The sequence below is a fragment of the Enterococcus sp. AZ095b genome, assembly GCF_051714725.1.
Lineage (GTDB): Bacteria > Bacillota > Bacilli > Lactobacillales > Enterococcaceae > Enterococcus_B > Enterococcus_B pernyi.
Map to the genome: position 1 here is coordinate 1,502,841 of NZ_JBIOSL010000001.1, position 15,795 is coordinate 1,518,635.

General features: G+C 38.9%; 16 protein-coding genes. 3 read left to right on the plus strand and 13 right to left on the minus strand.

Features of this window, described 5'->3' with window-relative positions; translation table 11 throughout:
• The 4 genes from IGJ99_RS07200 to IGJ99_RS07215 all read right to left on the minus strand — a co-directional run bounded on the left by IGJ99_RS07200 (position 1) and on the right by IGJ99_RS07215 (position 2,847).
• Positions 1-393, minus strand: coding sequence for a DUF4430 domain-containing protein (locus IGJ99_RS07200; RefSeq protein ID WP_153829825.1), 393 nt, complete (start codon positions 391-393; stop codon positions 1-3).
• A gap of 116 nt (positions 394-509) precedes the next feature.
• Positions 510-1,586 carry a hypothetical protein gene (locus tag IGJ99_RS07205; protein ID WP_010735439.1) on the minus strand — a complete coding sequence of 359 codons (1,077 nt, stop codon included), beginning with the start codon at positions 1,584-1,586 and terminating at the stop codon, positions 510-512.
• On the minus strand, positions 1,586-2,464 hold the full coding sequence (locus IGJ99_RS07210) for a hypothetical protein (RefSeq protein ID WP_010735438.1): 879 nt from the start codon (positions 2,462-2,464) through the stop codon (positions 1,586-1,588). The genes IGJ99_RS07205 and IGJ99_RS07210 overlap by 1 nt, the downstream gene beginning before the upstream one ends.
• A 191-nt stretch (positions 2,465-2,655) precedes the next feature.
• A complete protein-coding gene (locus IGJ99_RS07215) occupies positions 2,656-2,847 on the minus strand; it encodes a hypothetical protein (protein WP_010735437.1) in 192 nt (63 codons plus the stop codon).
• A gap of 159 nt (positions 2,848-3,006) precedes the next feature.
• Between IGJ99_RS07215 and IGJ99_RS07220 the strand changes: the two genes are divergently transcribed.
• The 3 genes from IGJ99_RS07220 (at position 3,007) to IGJ99_RS07230 (ending at position 6,839) form a co-directional block, all read left to right on the plus strand.
• Positions 3,007-4,509 (plus strand): DUF1846 domain-containing protein, encoded by a 1,503-nt coding sequence (locus IGJ99_RS07220; RefSeq protein ID WP_010735436.1) that lies wholly within the window; start codon positions 3,007-3,009, stop codon positions 4,507-4,509.
• 418 nt (positions 4,510-4,927) lie between these two features.
• A complete protein-coding gene (locus IGJ99_RS07225) occupies positions 4,928-6,109 on the plus strand; it encodes a NupC/NupG family nucleoside CNT transporter (protein WP_096081545.1) in 1,182 nt (393 codons plus the stop codon).
• A 169-nt stretch (positions 6,110-6,278) separates the two neighbouring features.
• The gene (locus IGJ99_RS07230; protein ID WP_023519683.1) at positions 6,279-6,839 is read left to right on the plus strand and encodes a guanylate kinase; all 561 of its coding nucleotides are present in this window, start codon (positions 6,279-6,281) and stop codon (positions 6,837-6,839) included.
• 30 nt (positions 6,840-6,869) lie between these two features.
• On the opposite strand, the gene IGJ99_RS07235 is transcribed toward IGJ99_RS07230, so the two are convergent.
• From IGJ99_RS07235 to IGJ99_RS07275, 9 genes are all read right to left on the minus strand, one after another.
• Positions 6,870-7,376, minus strand: coding sequence for a GNAT family N-acetyltransferase (locus IGJ99_RS07235; RefSeq protein ID WP_010735433.1), 507 nt, complete (start codon positions 7,374-7,376; stop codon positions 6,870-6,872).
• A gap of 13 nt (positions 7,377-7,389) precedes the next feature.
• Positions 7,390-8,352, minus strand: a complete 963-nt coding sequence (locus IGJ99_RS07240) for a sce7725 family protein (protein WP_062805223.1) — start codon at positions 8,350-8,352, stop codon at positions 7,390-7,392.
• Between the two features lie 7 nt (positions 8,353-8,359).
• Positions 8,360-9,049 carry a hypothetical protein gene (locus IGJ99_RS07245; protein ID WP_062805222.1) on the minus strand — a complete coding sequence of 230 codons (690 nt, stop codon included), beginning with the start codon at positions 9,047-9,049 and terminating at the stop codon, positions 8,360-8,362.
• Positions 9,050-9,314: 265 nt separating this feature from the next.
• The gene (locus IGJ99_RS07250) at positions 9,315-10,772 is read right to left on the minus strand and encodes an amidase (protein WP_226076504.1); all 1,458 of its coding nucleotides are present in this window, start codon (positions 10,770-10,772) and stop codon (positions 9,315-9,317) included.
• A 146-nt stretch (positions 10,773-10,918) separates the two neighbouring features.
• Positions 10,919-11,860, minus strand: a complete 942-nt coding sequence (locus IGJ99_RS07255; protein ID WP_071867076.1) for a dihydroorotate oxidase — start codon at positions 11,858-11,860, stop codon at positions 10,919-10,921.
• Positions 11,861-11,943: 83 nt separating this feature from the next.
• Positions 11,944-12,585, minus strand: a complete 642-nt coding sequence (locus IGJ99_RS07260; protein ID WP_438770717.1) for a PepSY domain-containing protein — start codon at positions 12,583-12,585, stop codon at positions 11,944-11,946.
• 180 nt (positions 12,586-12,765) lie between these two features.
• Positions 12,766-13,932 (minus strand): class I SAM-dependent methyltransferase, encoded by a 1,167-nt coding sequence (locus tag IGJ99_RS07265; protein WP_409173354.1) that lies wholly within the window; start codon positions 13,930-13,932, stop codon positions 12,766-12,768.
• A 177-nt stretch (positions 13,933-14,109) separates the two neighbouring features.
• Entirely contained in the window at positions 14,110-14,931 is an 822-nt protein-coding gene (locus IGJ99_RS07270) for a maltodextrose utilization protein MalA (protein ID WP_066025019.1), read from the minus strand.
• 12 nt (positions 14,932-14,943) lie between these two features.
• Positions 14,944-15,795: a sugar ABC transporter permease gene (locus IGJ99_RS07275; RefSeq protein ID WP_010735425.1), complete on the minus strand. Its 852-nt coding sequence runs from the start codon at positions 15,793-15,795 to the stop codon at positions 14,944-14,946.

Consider the following 15,795-nt stretch of genomic DNA (forward strand, 5'->3'; position numbering starts at 1 on the left):
TCAAAGAGTATCTAAATTAAAGATGACGGTTTGATTATTTTTTAATATAGTTTCTTTTGCGCCTACTTTTGTATTTTTACCATCCACACTGAACATCCAATATTTTTTCTCTTCGGTATTTTGGCTCTGACCATTGATCGAGGTGATAAATCCTTTGTCTTCTTCCACACTAAAGTTTTGTTCCAACACGTCCAGTAAATTTTCTCCTGTATGGAACGTCACTTTTTTTACTAAGGTATCAACCCCATCTTCTTGCAAGGTGATAGTTGCTGTTTCATTCGTCACCATGGATGACGGTTTTGGGTCAGCTTTTTTTGTCTCTTGATTTGTACAACCGGTAAAGAAAAGCAACATCGAACAGACAATGAGTAAACTGGTTCCTATCCTTTTCATTTTACTCCTCCTAAGTATAAAAAAAGCCAAGGAGAAACCCGATTCCTTGGCTCTTTTTTCATCAATCATCTGAATGGATCATTCTGAAGCATATAAGGCATGATTGCTCTTTTTCATCAATTTTTGCGGACCATCAAAGGTACTAAAAATTCATAATTGATAAAGAAATCGATCACTGAACGATGATAGTCACCAGAAGAAATCGCTAGATCTGTCTGTGTTGTGTCTTTAAGAGAAATTTGGAGCGACTGACCTTTATCCAGCAACACCTTATAAGTCGTGTCATCCAATTTTTCCATATCATACTGCGGATTTTTCATTGTGACAATAAAAATATCATCTAATACTTCTTGCGTAGCTGGAAACTTACTTGAAATATCTAATCTTAGTGGCTTCGTATTGTCCAACAAGGTTTGATCCACCGTAAAACCTAATTTACGTGCATAAGCAAATAATTGATTCAACTTGTGATTGAAAATCGTGATCTGACTAGCCGAAAACACGCGTTCAACAGACCAATGACGAATCAATGCTAACACTCGGTCATCATCGATCTCGATCGTCATTTGTTCTGGGGATACTCGCATCAAATTGATGGATTCTACTTGGTATCGTTGGTCGATCGTTGGTAACACAAAGGAGAACAACAATTCTTTTTGTGGGGTCAAACTATAATTGATTGAAAAATATCTTGTTTCCCATACATCATATGCTTGTTTGGATAACTCCAAGCCAATATCATTCAATGGTTTTAATATCTCGTAGGCAAAGTATTCGATCAAACTTGTCTTAGCAATGGCAGAAATCGGTGTATCTTCTAACACATAGCGATGATATGCGACCAATAACTCATTGAAATCCGCTTCGATCAAATATTTACGTAATCGTAAATCGGCCAACTCTTCTTCTGCGGCTGCAATCAAGTCAACGATGTCTTCGTGATCATTTTGTTTACCAGAAAGATATGCTTGGTTTTCATTGACCGCTTGCTCGATCGTTGAACGTTCATTATCTGTTTGATTCGTCGAGTTTGGGACGACTTTTTCTTTTTCGTGGATTTTGGCTTCTTCGCGAATTTCTTCTACTTCATTCGCCAACTCTTTGTCGATGCTGGATGCTTCTTCTACTGGGTCAGTCGTTCCATGATTTTCAGCTGTTACTTCTTGTAGGTCTAAATCTTCTTGTTTTGTCATCACTCGTCTCCTCCCTCTTCTACTATTTCAGGGTTTTCACTGCCAAGGTACGACATCAAGAAACGATGGATCGACTGTCTGAAACCTTCCATGTCACCAAAATATTTTTTGATTTGACGTTGTTCTTTTTCAACGATCGCAGCGCGTAGCTGGTCCGCTTTTTCTTCATGTAATAAGGTTTGCTTTTGTTTTTGGATTTTTTCTGGTTCTTCGATATAAGGCAACCAACCTAATTTTTCATTTTCAAGTGCTTGTTTCTTTTGTTCTAACGCTTGGATTTCTTCGTCTATTTTTTTACGATTCAAGAAACCTTTCGTATCATCTAAGTCAGTGATTTGCTGATCGATCTCTTTGATGGCCTCTTCTAAACGCTCGATCTCTGTTTTTGCAGTGATCACTTTTGCCTCTAACTCATTGATTTTTTTATCAAAATCATGGGTTTGTTGCGTCGCATAGTTCTCCCATTCTTCATCGATTTGCGGTAATACAAAGATTTCAGGTAAGCTGGCATCGATCCCAATCGTTGCTCGTTCATGAAAATAGGTGCCGATCTGGTAATAACTCATCGTCGGAGAGATGGTCTCTGTATGTTTCATAAAGGGAAATTCTTGCAAGAAACGGTCATGGATCTTCCGCATCAACAGCTGATCGATCTCATGATTTTCATTTGAGCTTTTTTTAAGCTCATCGTTCAAGCGTCCATTGTATAACTGATAGATTGCGGGAATATTCTCCTCGCGGACAGCTTGTTCAAAAGCTTGCAGATCTTCTAATAATTGTGAAAGATTCATACTTGCTTTTTCTTTGATATCGTAAAACGAAGATGCTTCCTCTTGTTCGTTTTCATCATAATGTTCGTTCGTCTGTGGGTCTATCATCTTACTGGCCTCCTCTTGCTTTTGAACGCATCAATTTTCCATCAATTATTCTATGTAATCCAATAGTATCATTTTCTAAGAAAAAAGTGTTACTAAGTATGCGCTGACTTAGAACAAAAATTACTTTTACTTGTATTAATTGAAAGTTAGAGAACATAAAAGAGCGGGTCAGCGATTCCCCGCTCTTAGCTTTATTTTTTGGGTAAATCTCTTGTTGTAAAATGGATGCGTTGGTTTTCATCTCGTGTAAGTAATGTTTCTTCATTTAAGTAAGAGAACTTTAATTCATTTAGTTCACTATCTTCTAGCATATGCTCATATCCTGTAAAAATTGAGCGTATATACTGTTTGTACGCGTTTTTCTTTTTTTGTCTTTTTTTCATAGGACACCTTCCTTATCAAACCTATCATACCAATGAATGCCTTCTGAGACAAGCATGTTTCTTTTGTTTTTTCTTTGAAATTTCTTTATATACTTAATTGATAGTTGACGAAACCTTCAAAAAATGAAAAAATGCGAGAGTAGCTAAGGAGGGAAACAAGTGAAAAAAATAGGTTTTGACTCAGAAAAGTATATCGAAGAGCAATCTGCGTATATCCTTGAACGCGTTCATCATTATGATAAGTTGTATCTGGAATTTGGTGGGAAATTAGTCGATGATAAGCATGCCAAACGTGTCTTACCAGGATTTGAAGAAGATGCTAAAATCAAATTATTGCAAAAGTTGCGTGACCAAGCGGAGATTTTGATTTGTGTGTATGCTGGTGACATCGAGCGGAATAAGATTCGTGGTGATTATGGGATCACATATGATATGGATATCTTGCGCTTGATCGATGAATTACGAGGATATGGATTATCGATCAATAGTGTAGTGATCACCCGGTATAACGGACAACCAGCAACTAAAGTATTTATCAATAAATTGGAGCGTCGGAATATCAAAGTCTATAAACACGCTGAAATCGAGGATTATCCGATCAATGTCGAAAAAATCGTTTCAGAGGATGGTTTCGGCAAGAACGAATACATCGAAACAACGAAACCAATCGTTGTCGTGACAGCTCCTGGTCCAGGTAGTGGGAAATTAGCTACCTGCTTGAACCAACTGTATCACGAGAGCCAAAAAGGCAATGCAGCAGGTTACTCTAAATTTGAGACTTTCCCTGTTTGGAATGTTCCATTGAAACATCCCTTGAACATTGCTTATGAAGCAGCAACAGTCGATTTGAAAGATGTCAATATGATCGATTCTTTTCATTTTGATGCCTATAATAAGGTGGCAGTCAACTACAATCGTGATGTAGAGACTTTCCCAGTCATTAAACGGATCATCGAAAAAATCACTGGTAAGGAATCGGTCTACCAGTCTCCTACTGATATGGGCGTCAACCGCGTAGGCTTCGGTATCACGGATGATGAAGTCGTACAGGAAGCCTCGAAACAAGAAATCATCAGACGCTATTTCCAAACGGCTTGTGACTTTAAAAAAGGTTTGACAGATGAAGATGCCGTCAATCGTATCAAATTGATCATGGAGGAAGTCGGTTTACGTCCAGAAGACCGTAAAGTCGTGACCCCTGCTCATGAGTATGCAAAAACTAGTCAAGCGGCAAGTACTGAACCGATGGCAGTGATCGCGATCGAACTTCCTGATCAAGTGATCCTTACAGGTCGGACAAGTCAATTAATGGATGCTTCGGCTGCTGTTGTCTTGAATGCGATCAAATATCTCGCCCATATCTCTGATGACATTCCGTTGTTATCGCCTCTTGTCTTGGAAACGATCCAAGGACTTAAAAGCAAGGCATTGCACTCTTCGATCGATACACTCAATCTCAATGAGGTGTTGATTGCTTTATCAATCAGTGCAGTGACTAATCCAATCGCACAAGTTGCTTATGAAAAATTAGCAGAACTTGAAGGTGCGCAAGCACATTCAACTGTGATGATCAATAAGAATGATGAACAAAACCTGAAACAATTAGGTATCGACATCACTAGTGCGCCTGTTTACCCTTCAGAAAACTTGTATTATCAATAAATAATTCTTCGATGATGGCTAAAATAGAAAAATAGAAGTTACCTCGATAAATAAGGTGGTATCCATGAAAATTGCTCAAATTTTTGTGGGTACCCTTTGTTTTTTGGAGAAGCAGCTTCTGTGTCAGACTTTCCTGTTTTAAAAATAAATAAAGTAAAGTTGTTGCTCGTCTAACAAGTCCTGATAATATTCATCTACCTTCATCTACCAAGTAATATACGTATATGCCACAACTGCTAGATAAATCAACAATTTAGGTTTCCCAAAGTGACTTCTATTCATTAAAAGACACCTATCTTTCCGTTCTCTTACATGTATACGCTTTAGTCTAAAAATCTCATGAAATTTCTCTCAAAAGATTCGTATTCTTTAAAAATAACATGTAGAATTAAACGGAATTTGGTAAGGAGTGATTTTTTTGAGTCAGTTTATTGGAATAATAGGTTTACTTTTGATTTTTGGGTTGGCGGTTTTGATCAGTAGCGATCGAAAAGCCATCAAACGCAAACCATTGATCATCATGCTCGTTTTGCAATTTGCGTTTGGGTTTGTTTTACTGCGTACGACTTTTGGTACAGCGGTTGTTGCGATGCTAGCCAAGCTATTTGATCACTTATTGGCATTTGCCGGTGAAGGTGTCAATTTCGTCTTTGGGGGTGTAGCAAACGTTGGAAGTGCCCCATTCTTCTTGAATGTGTTGATGCCAATCGTCTTTATTTCTGCAATTATTGGGATTTTGCGTTACATCAAGATTCTTCCTTTATTTATGAAAGCAGTCGGTTTAGGATTGAGTAAAATCAACGGAATGGGAAAATTAGAATCTTATAATGGTGTTGCTTCAGCGATTTTAGGTCAATCAGAAGTTTTTATCTCCATCAAAAAGGAACTGCCTTTCTTAACCGAAAAGCGTCTGTTCTCGATGAGTGTTTCCGCAATGTCCACGGTTTCGATGTCCATCGTTGGTTCCTATATGGCATTGATTGATTCAAAATACGTGATCACTGCTTTAGTTTTGAATCTTTTTGGTGGATATATTCTTGCCTCGATCGTCAATCCTTATGAGTTAGACGAAAAAGAAGATGAATTAGTGATTGAAGAAGACAAAGAACAAACATTTTTCCAAATGTTAGGCGAATATATTTTAGATGGTTTCCATGTCGCAATCACAGTGGCTGCAATGTTGATCGGTTTTGTTGCTTTGATTGCTATGATCAATGCCTTGTTCAGCGGGATTTTTGGGATTACATTCCAACAGATTTTAGGGTATATTTTTGCGCCATTTGCATTTATCAGTGGGATTCCTTGGAAAGAAGCGGTTGATGCCGGTAGTATCATGGCAACAAAACTTGTGACAAATGAGTTTGTAGCAATGACTGAATTATCGACTGGGACATTTGAATTTACAGAACGTACCACCGCTATCTTATCAGTCTTCTTAGTATCATTTGCGAACTTCTCTTCAATTGGGATCATTTCAGGGGCAATGAAAGGGTTGAATGAAGAAAAAGGTAATCTTGTAGCAAAACATGGATTGAAAATTTTGTTCACCGCTTCATTAGTCAGCTTTTTAAGCGCAATTGTTACCGGAATACTGTTGTAAAGCTATCTTTTATCTAGCGTCTTAAGTATACTGAACTTGGCTGGTTTGAACAGATGACCTGTTTAAATTGGTTAAGTTTTTTTATTTTAAATGACAGATTTCCACTTTTCGGTATATATTAGTTATAAACATGTCTTTGATCATGTCACTATAGAAAGGAATATTTCCTATGAATAAATGTTATGTATTTATTGGGCCTTCTGGTTCCGGAAAGACGACACTAGCTCATGCAATTTTTTCTTCACAACAAAAGATCATTACGTATACGACCCGCCCCCCACGAAAAAATGAAAAAAATCACCTTGATTACCATTTTGTTTCTCAAGAGACCTTTGAAGAAATGATCGTCCATCAGGAATTTGCCGAATGGGATCGGTACGCCGATCACTATTATGGCTCAAGTAAACAAGAGATCTCAACGAAGCTTGCACAGGGTGACTGCTTCACGGTCCTTACAGCCCCAGGTTTTTGGCACTTGTATGAACAATTTGGTCGTTGTATCGTCCCTGTCTTCATCATAGTAGCAAAAGAAAAGTTGTATGAACGATTTGTACTTCGCGGAGACTCACCAGATAAAATCAGGCAACGGCTTGCTCTCTTTGAAAAAGATCAAAAAGAACTTGAAAAATTAACACTTATTCCTACCTTGATCTCATTTGAAAATAATCAGACGTTAGAAATCGAAACAGAAAATTTAAAGCAAGCCATCCATGCAGCGGATCATCGCTGAACAGTTGGCTTGCTTTTAGTTTTGAGCACTTCACAATAATTTTTGATAGGCTTTTCTTTCTCCGTGTGGGAATGGAAATTCAATCATGCCACAATAATGAAAACCTGCCGAGTATATCGTTTTTTCCATTGGGTGATTAGTGGGAAACGTATCGATCCGAACGTCCTTGATTCCTTGACATGTGGCAACGGTCAATAAATGATCTAATAATTGTTTTCCAAGTCTTTTCCCTCTTACGTTTTGATCAAGAGCAACTCGATGGATGGAAAGATACGGCTCTCTCCCCTCCCAATTTCCGGCAATTGCTGTATAGACCGGATCAATGCCTGCAACAAGCGCCGCAGTGCCAACGATGTCTTCTTCGTCAATCAAGACGAAGCTTTCCTGCCTTTCAATGTCTTCGATGAATCGTTCTTTTGATGGTTTTTGATCTCCTTGCCATTGAGGCAATCCTTGCTCAGCAAGGTATGCTGCAGCTTGATCAATGATTTGTAGCACTCTCGGCAAATCATCTAATGTAGTTTTTCTAAGGTACATATCTCTGCTCCTTTTATTGATCTGTGATCAATTTGTATAGCTTGTCTATTCTTGAACCACTGCGTAACCAGTCTGTCGGATGATCTAAGAGCTGACTAACTAATTCAAGATGATGTAACAATGTCCATTTCTTCAAAACTCCCAGACCAGGGAATTTTTGTTGGCGATACAAGCTGACAAGCTCAAGTAATCCTTCCGTGATATAAATTTGTTGATGGTTCCTCATCAACCAACCATACATTTTATTGGCTGCTTCCATAAATTTCAATGCTTGATCTTTTGCGGAATCATTGGTATCTGAAACGAAGTGTTTGATTCGCATATTCCCATAAGCATCGACGTATGTAATATGCAAGGCCAACGCTCGACTGGGAAATCCTTTATCGAAGTAACGACTGCCTTCGATCGTAAAATTGGAAAACCCATGATAGCCATCCATTTGAAAGAACAGATGATCATCGCTAAAAAAATCATCATTTTTTTCTGCATAATTTTCCACATGCCGTCTCGTTTGAAATTGATCACGGACAATGATTTTATTCTCAGGCAATTGCATGCGTAAGCGACTAGAATCAGGAATGAAAAATGTCGCATTAGTTTTGATCAAAGCTTGCCAAATCGCATTTTCTCTAGGTTGATGTTGTCCATCAAAAATAATGAATGGCGGGGGTGATTCAATCATTCTTTCATAATTGCTCGGCGTAATGATCTCTGCCTCTGCTAACGAGCTATCTTCACTGGTCACCCATGTGTGAATCGGTTGATCGAACAGTTTGAACTGACCCACTTGCGGATTCTTTATGATAATCAGCGGATGATTCTTTTTTTGAAACAACTCGACAACATTTTTTAGCGTCGCCGAATCACGTACTGGCTCGATGATTGGCTGAATCTTAGTGGATAAAAGTCCACGATTCAAACTTTCCTTTAATGCAAGTAGATCGAATTGTTTGCCACGTAAATAAGGATAATACATATATTATTCACTCCAATGGTTCAGTTGGCAGACGTCGAATATGACGTTGCTGGCGCAACCAGTCCTGTTCTTGTCGCAAGGCACGATTTTCTTCTTGCAGATCATGAATTGCTTGACTTTCAATTTCATCAATAAACCTTTCATAGTAGCGTTCTTTTGAGAAGGGATCTTGCGTTTCTGAGCGTTTTTTTAATTCTTTGTACAGCTGATCTGAAGGGAAATATTTTACTCCCCGTTCCATTTGTTTGGCCTTTCTGACTTCTCTAAACAATGAAGCCATAAAACGATTAGTCAATGCCTCTTCTGCTACACCTAATTCACGGCGCATTGCTTTTTTTGCAATAATAAAAGTTCCAGGAACAGGCATTTCCTCTTCTAGTGCATACGAACGATAAACTAATACACCAATCTCTGGTGGGATCTCACTTTTAACTTCTTCATATAAATTTTTTGGTAAAACAAAATAATTATAGTGACCGACAAAGGACAATTTAGCAGTTGAGCGAAAATCAGCTTTTGTGACTTTCAATTCATAACAGCGCCATTCTCTTGTTCCGTCAAATTTCATCAGACAACTTAAAGTATCCACGATTCCATGATCCTCAGGCATTGTCACTTCCTCGACCACGATCCCTCCCTGTTCGATACAATAATGATACAACGATGATTCCAGCTCGATCGTTAAAGGAGTTTTCATACACTTCACCTCCGAACATACTTTCGCTTTTCATTCTACCTGAAAAGCCAAGATAATCCAACTACCATTTTATTTTTTTGTATGCTACTTGTCTAACAATAAAAAAAGCAACATAGAAAAGACGAAAAATGCAGCTCAAACATCACATTTTTCGTCTTTTCAATTGCACTCGTTTTTTATTGATCGATCGACTTGACGGTAAATTCTTCTACCTGTTTGCTATTCCGTATTAAAAATCGCACGATTCATTTGTTCTGTTGATCTCTTACGCTTGCTCGATTCCTGGCGGAAGATAAAACAAACCATATTTTTCAAATAATTCACCAATCTGAAACAGTAAGTCTTCTCTTCCTCTGGCAGCCATAAACTGAATTCCTAGTGGCAATCCTTGTTCACTGACATGTGTAGGTAGACTTATTGCAGGTTGCCCAGTTAAGTTCGCTAGTTGTGTATAAGGAGTGATCGTCAAGCTCTCTTCAAACATCGCTGACACGACTGCCAACCCTTCATCTGCCGATAAATGAGAGACATCAGCCATCTGCTGACGGATCAAGTCACTTTGTAAGTCAGCTGTGATTTTAGGCGCAGTATCCGCAGTGGTTGGCGAAAGGAACAAATCAAAGGACTCAAATAAGCTTTCCATCGTGACAGCTGCATGATCCCATACGTGCAAGGAATGCACATAGTCTGCTGCAGTAAGTTTTTTACCGTATTGCCATAATGTCCATGAGATTGGTTCTAGCTCGTTGCTTTCTATCCTCCGCTGCAACCCATTTTCGATCGACTCGATCATTGCTGCCGTTTCAGCACCATTCATTTGATAATACGAGTTGATCAATGAACGTCCATCTAAAGGATAAGGAATCTCAACGATTTCATGTCCTGATTGTTCTAGAAAATGCAGTGCTTTTTGAACAGCAATTTGAGCATCTACACTTACCTTCGACCCGATTGGTGAATCAACACAGACAGCGATTTTCAACCGTTCCTTCACTGGATGCTGTTGCCAAAAGGCTGGTGTCACTTGATAAGGTGCCCCACTATTGATTCCTTGTAATGCTTGGAACAACGCTTTTGTATCTCTCATGGAAATCGTTAGTCCGAAATCAATTGCCGCTCCTTGCCAGCCTCGCCAAGCATTTGGACCAACAGGCATTGTTCCTCTTGATGGCTTCAAACCGATCAAGCCAGAAAATGAGGCTGGAATACGAATCGAACCACCCCCGTCACTGGCACCTGCCATAGGAACGATCCCAGCCGCAACAGCCGCCGCAGCTCCGCCACTTGATCCTCCTGGAGAGTATGCCAAGTTCCATGGATTTCGTGCTGGGCCATATAATTGTGGATCGGTAATATTCTTAAAGCCAAACTCAGGTGCATTCGTTTGACCAAATGAAACTAGGCCAGCTTTTTCTACCGCCTGAACATAATTTGAATTTTTGGATGCTCGGTGTTCTTCGAAAATCCTTGAACCAGAAGTTGCCAACCAGCCTTTTTTTTCTTGTCCTAGCATTTTTAAAGGAAATGGTATTCCTGCTAGTAGCGAATCACTCTCCAGTTGTGGTCGTTTTACATTTGATTGGAAATCAAGTGCTTCAAGTGTGACAAATGCGTTGATTTCTGGATTGAACTTTTCGATTTTCCGCTTTGTTTCTGTAAAAAGTTCTTCCAAGCTGAATTGCTTTGTTCTTAAACCATTCGCAAGATATGTTGCATCTTTCATGCTCTCCCTCCTCAGTTACGGTTATTTTCTCATATGACAGAAAAAGCAACAATGTTTACGCTTAGTCTCTTATTCTAAATAGAAAAACACTTGAAGCAACTGAATGCTTCAAGTGTTTTTCTCTAGTTATAAGAATGAAAGAGGTATTACGACATCGAGCGTAATTTCCCTCTAAATTCGTCGATTGAATGGTAGCCTTTTTCCGCCATGATCGTCTCTAATTCTTTACTGATACGATCAAAAATAGCTACTCCCTCTTTGTGAAGTTCCGTACCGATCTGTAACATGCTTGCGCCGCATAATAAATGTTCAAAAGCATCTTGTCCATTGCGGATACCGCCAGTACCGATGATTTTGATCTCTGGTTTCAAGCGGGTATAAAATGCTCGGACATTCGCTAACGCAGTAGGTTTGATATATTCGCCTCCAAGTCCACCAAAACCATCTTTTGGTTTGATGACGACTGTTTCACTCTCAGTATCGATATAAAGGCCATTTCCCACACTGTTGATCGAGTTCACATAGGCGATCGGGTACTGATTCAAGATTTCCGCCATTTGATCAAAGTGGGCGAAATCAAAATAAGGAGGAAGTTTGATTCCCAACGGTTTTGAGAACACTTGAAAGACTTCTTTCAATAAAGCTGCTGTTGCCTCGAAATCGTAAGCTAGCTGCGGTTTTCCTGGAACATTTGGGCATGAAAGATTCAGCTCAGTGATCCCTTGGTAATCACTTTCTTCGATCAACTTCAACATTTCCAGATTTTCCTCTGCACTCATACCGGCAATCGAGAAAAACAATGGTTGTTCTTGTCCATGCTCTTTCTCGTAGGCCAATGCATAATCCAGATAATAGGAAAAACCTAAGTTTGGTAAGCCCATTGAATTGATACTCCCCAGTGGCACATCATAATAACGAGGTTCAGGGTTTCCTGCTCGCTCATTGATGGTACAGCTTTTTGTAATGAACGCCCCCGCATTCGAATGTGCAAGTTCATCTAATTCCGCTGTAGTCATGCAATGGACACCAGAAGCGTTCATCAAGGGATTTTCAAAAGAATGATTTAAGAAAGTAGTCGTTAAGCTCAAGTTATTCTCTCCTTTTAATAAAGCGTTTTTTCTAGTGTATCATTTAAGCAAACAAAATCAACAAAAATTTATCGAATGTTCGATCAATCATCGATTTCTGAAGACAATACTTCTCCTGTTTGACTATTGATTTTTACATTTGTTGTTTGGTTGCCATTTTTCACTTTGACATCCCAGTAAGTAGTTCCTAATTCTTTATCAAGGTCCCAATGTGTAGCAGTTCCAGCGCCAACTTTTTCAACCGCGATTTTCCCAGCTTCTTCGATCGAGATCAGATTGCTGACATCTAAGCCGTCTTCTGATTTTTTCTTGCCGTTTTGTTCGTCACGATCTAATTGCTCTGGATTCTCTGCCTCAAGTTTTTCGTCCATCGCATTGATTTTCACTGAATATTCGTTTTGATCATCGACACCTTCAATTTTGTAGAAGTAGCTTCCCCAATCACTATCGAGTTCTAAGCTAGTGATTGCTGCATCTGGGTATTTGTTTTGGAATAATTCAATCGCACGATCCGCAGAAACTTGAATATCAGGGTTTGCTGTTTGTGAAGAGGATGAATCAGTAGAACCAGCGGATGTGCTAGAGTCTTCTGACTTGTTCGTAGAGGTTACAGTTGTTTCTGACGACTGATTGGTCGTACTTGATGGGGTAGTTGTTTGGTTTGGCTGGCACCCCGCCAAAAGTAGTAAAGAAAATAAGCCTGTAAAAATAACTTTTGATTTCATAACAATTCTCCTTTTTATTAGGTATTTATTTTCAGTATAACGAAAAGAGTGAATACTGTCAGCCGATACCATGAAAAATCAGTCTATAGTCTGATTTTACAACTAAAAAAGAACCTGTTTTTACGTAAAAAAGTAAAAACAGGTTCTTTTCATTTAAATAAAAAAACAAAACTCAATAAATTATTTCCGATGCATTGGGATCGAATTGTTCCCTGGATGGACTAACAAGTACTGGATCACATCGATATTGCTCGATTCAAAAGATGCGGCACAGGCTTGTAAATAAAGATCCCACATACGATAGAACCGATCACCCATCTCCTGAGTCACCTGCTCTTGAACCGCATGGAAACGTTGCGTCCAATCTTGTAATGTCCATTGGTAATCACGACGTAAACTTTCTAAGTCGATCACTTGTAGATCGTTTTCCGTGATATCCTTAATCAGTTCCGTCACACCTGGTACATAACCGCCAGGGAAAATATATTTATTGATCCACGCATTCGTTGCACCACCTTGTTGTCGGCTGATTCCATGGATCAAAGCAGTTCCTTTAGGTTTCAACAAATCTTTGACTACTTTGAAATATTTAGGTAGATTTTCTGACCCTACGTGTTCGAACATCCCCACACTGGTGATATGATCGAAAGTCTCCTCTTTCAACTCACGGTAATCCATTAGAAACACACGACATTGGTCTTCTAGATGCTCTTCTTTGATTTTATTGGTGATGAAGTTGTATTGTTCTTCACTGAGAGTAATACCAGTCGCTTTGACATGATATTCTTTTGCAGCAGTAAATAGTAACGTTCCCCAGCCACAACCAATATCCAAGAGGGATTCCCCTTCTTTGATAAATAGCTTATCTAAAATATGATGGACTTTATTGATCTGTGCTTGCTCCAGACTATCTTCTGGAGTTTTGAAATAAGCACAAGAATACGTCAACGTTGAATCAAGCCATAAGCGATAAAAATCATTGCCTAAGTCATAATGAGCATGGATATCCGCTTTATTTTGTTGCTTTGTGTGTTTCTCTTTTTTTGGTAACCACTTCAGATAATCTTTGCTACGCAAGAAACTATCGGTATGACTATAAGCATCGTTGATCAATGATTGGATATTCCCTTCGATTTCAATGCGATGATCCATATAAGCTTCCCCTAAAGAAAGAGAAGCATTTTTCGTCAACTCTTTGATTGGGATCTCTTCATTGAGCGTGATTTTGATTTGTGGAGGGTTATCGGTATCCCCATACTGCTTCGTCGTTCCATCCCAATACGTGACTTCTACTGGAAGTGAAAAAGAGTGCGAAAATAGTTGATGATAAATTGTTTTTTCTAACATAATGATCCTCCTAAAACAAAAATTACACTATTACGTTATACCTATTTCGTCAAAGAATCAACAGATTACAGGCAATAAATAAAAGCTTTTTGAAAATTTCAGAAACACAAAAATAAAGAGTGTAAGGAGGAAGACATTTCTGCTTTCCCTCTTACATTCTTCATTTTTTTGATTCGATCAGACTTGGATCGCTTTTGAATCTTTGAAGCCAGTTTTAGCGAAAATCCATAGTAACAATAAAACGGCTATGGTCGACTGGATGCCCATCATCAAGACAAAATCAAAATGGATAAAACCGACAAAACCAGCAATTATCGAACTCACACCTAGAACATTCAACATCAAATTTGCGCTCTCTTTAAAGTTTTTTATAGAAGAGAATTTGCTTTTTCTTGTTAGCCATAAAAAGAAGGCAGCGCCGAACAAAATCAAGCCCGTCATGATAAACAATAAAATACCTAACGTCAAACTGTAAGATAAAATGATCATCGGTCGATTACTCGCATAAAATTCATTCTCTAAAAACTGTTCAAACTCTTTTGGACTTGTCATTCTCATAAAATCAAATGAGGAGGGATATGACATATTGTATTCTCGTGTTTGTCCATCCTCTTCTTGACGGATCGTCCAGCTGGTCTCTTCAAAATTGATTGCGGCTCCTCTTTCTGCCATTTCTTCTGGCGTCAGTGCTGTTCCGATGATGACATCGTTTGTTACACTGATGATCTCAGAGTCAGCTGTTAAGCGACCGTTCGTAAGTTGTAGTTCACGTAAGCGTGCCACCCCTTCCTGATCGATCAACGTATTCACCGATAAGAATTGTTCCATCGGGATCGCCGAGACTTGATTCGTATAAAATAAAGTAATCGGCATGACCATAAAAGAAATTAGAAACAGAAAGATCACGATAAATTTTGGCCAAGTGAGTTGTTTTCTACCTAAAAACAACTGTTTTGGACTTCTTAAGCTTGAAAAGTAATTGAGTGGGAATTTATCCATAGCAAACGACTCCTAACCTTTGGTCCCGCCTGATGTCAGTCCGGTCACAAAGTTTTTTTGTAAAAAGAAGAACAATAAACATATTGGTACAGCAATCAAGATTGCTCCCGCCGCAAACAGAGAAACGCGTTGGTTGGTTACATCAGAAATAAAGGTTTGTAATCCAACTGCGACTGTTTGATTTTCAGGCGTACGAAGTAGGAAACGTGCCAACATGAAGTCACCAAATGGTCCCATAAATGCCCAAAGCGCTTGGACTGCGATCATTGGTTTGACTAATGGCAAGACGATTTGCAAGAAAATCCTAAAGTGTCCTGCACCATCCAATTTAGCTGATTCATCTAAATCGATTGGGACTGTATCGAAGTATCCTTTCATCAGCCAAGTGTTCATTGGGATTCCCCCACCGATATAGATCATTGTCAGGAACCAATAACGATCCAATGCACCTAATAGAAAGGCCATCACATAAAAAGCGGTCAATGCTGCCATCGTTGGTACCATCTGGATCACTAGAAAGAACATCAAACTTGATTTTCTTCCGATGAAACGATAACGACTATACGTATAACCAGCAAGTGTCACAACAGTTACTTGAATGACCATCGTTAAAACAGAAATGATCAACGTATTTTTATACCACGTGCCATACAAGGTTTCATTGAATAAGCGAGAAAAATTATTTAAGGTCCAATCACCGGAGAAATCCAAACTAAAAGCAGCAATATTGCCTGGTTTGAAAGCAGTACTAGCTGTGATCAATAACGGATAGATGATAATGATCGACAATAGGATCAAAAACACATAAGTGAAGAAATGCGAAAGTCTCCGTTGGAACTTAGCACTCGTACTAAATTTTTTCAT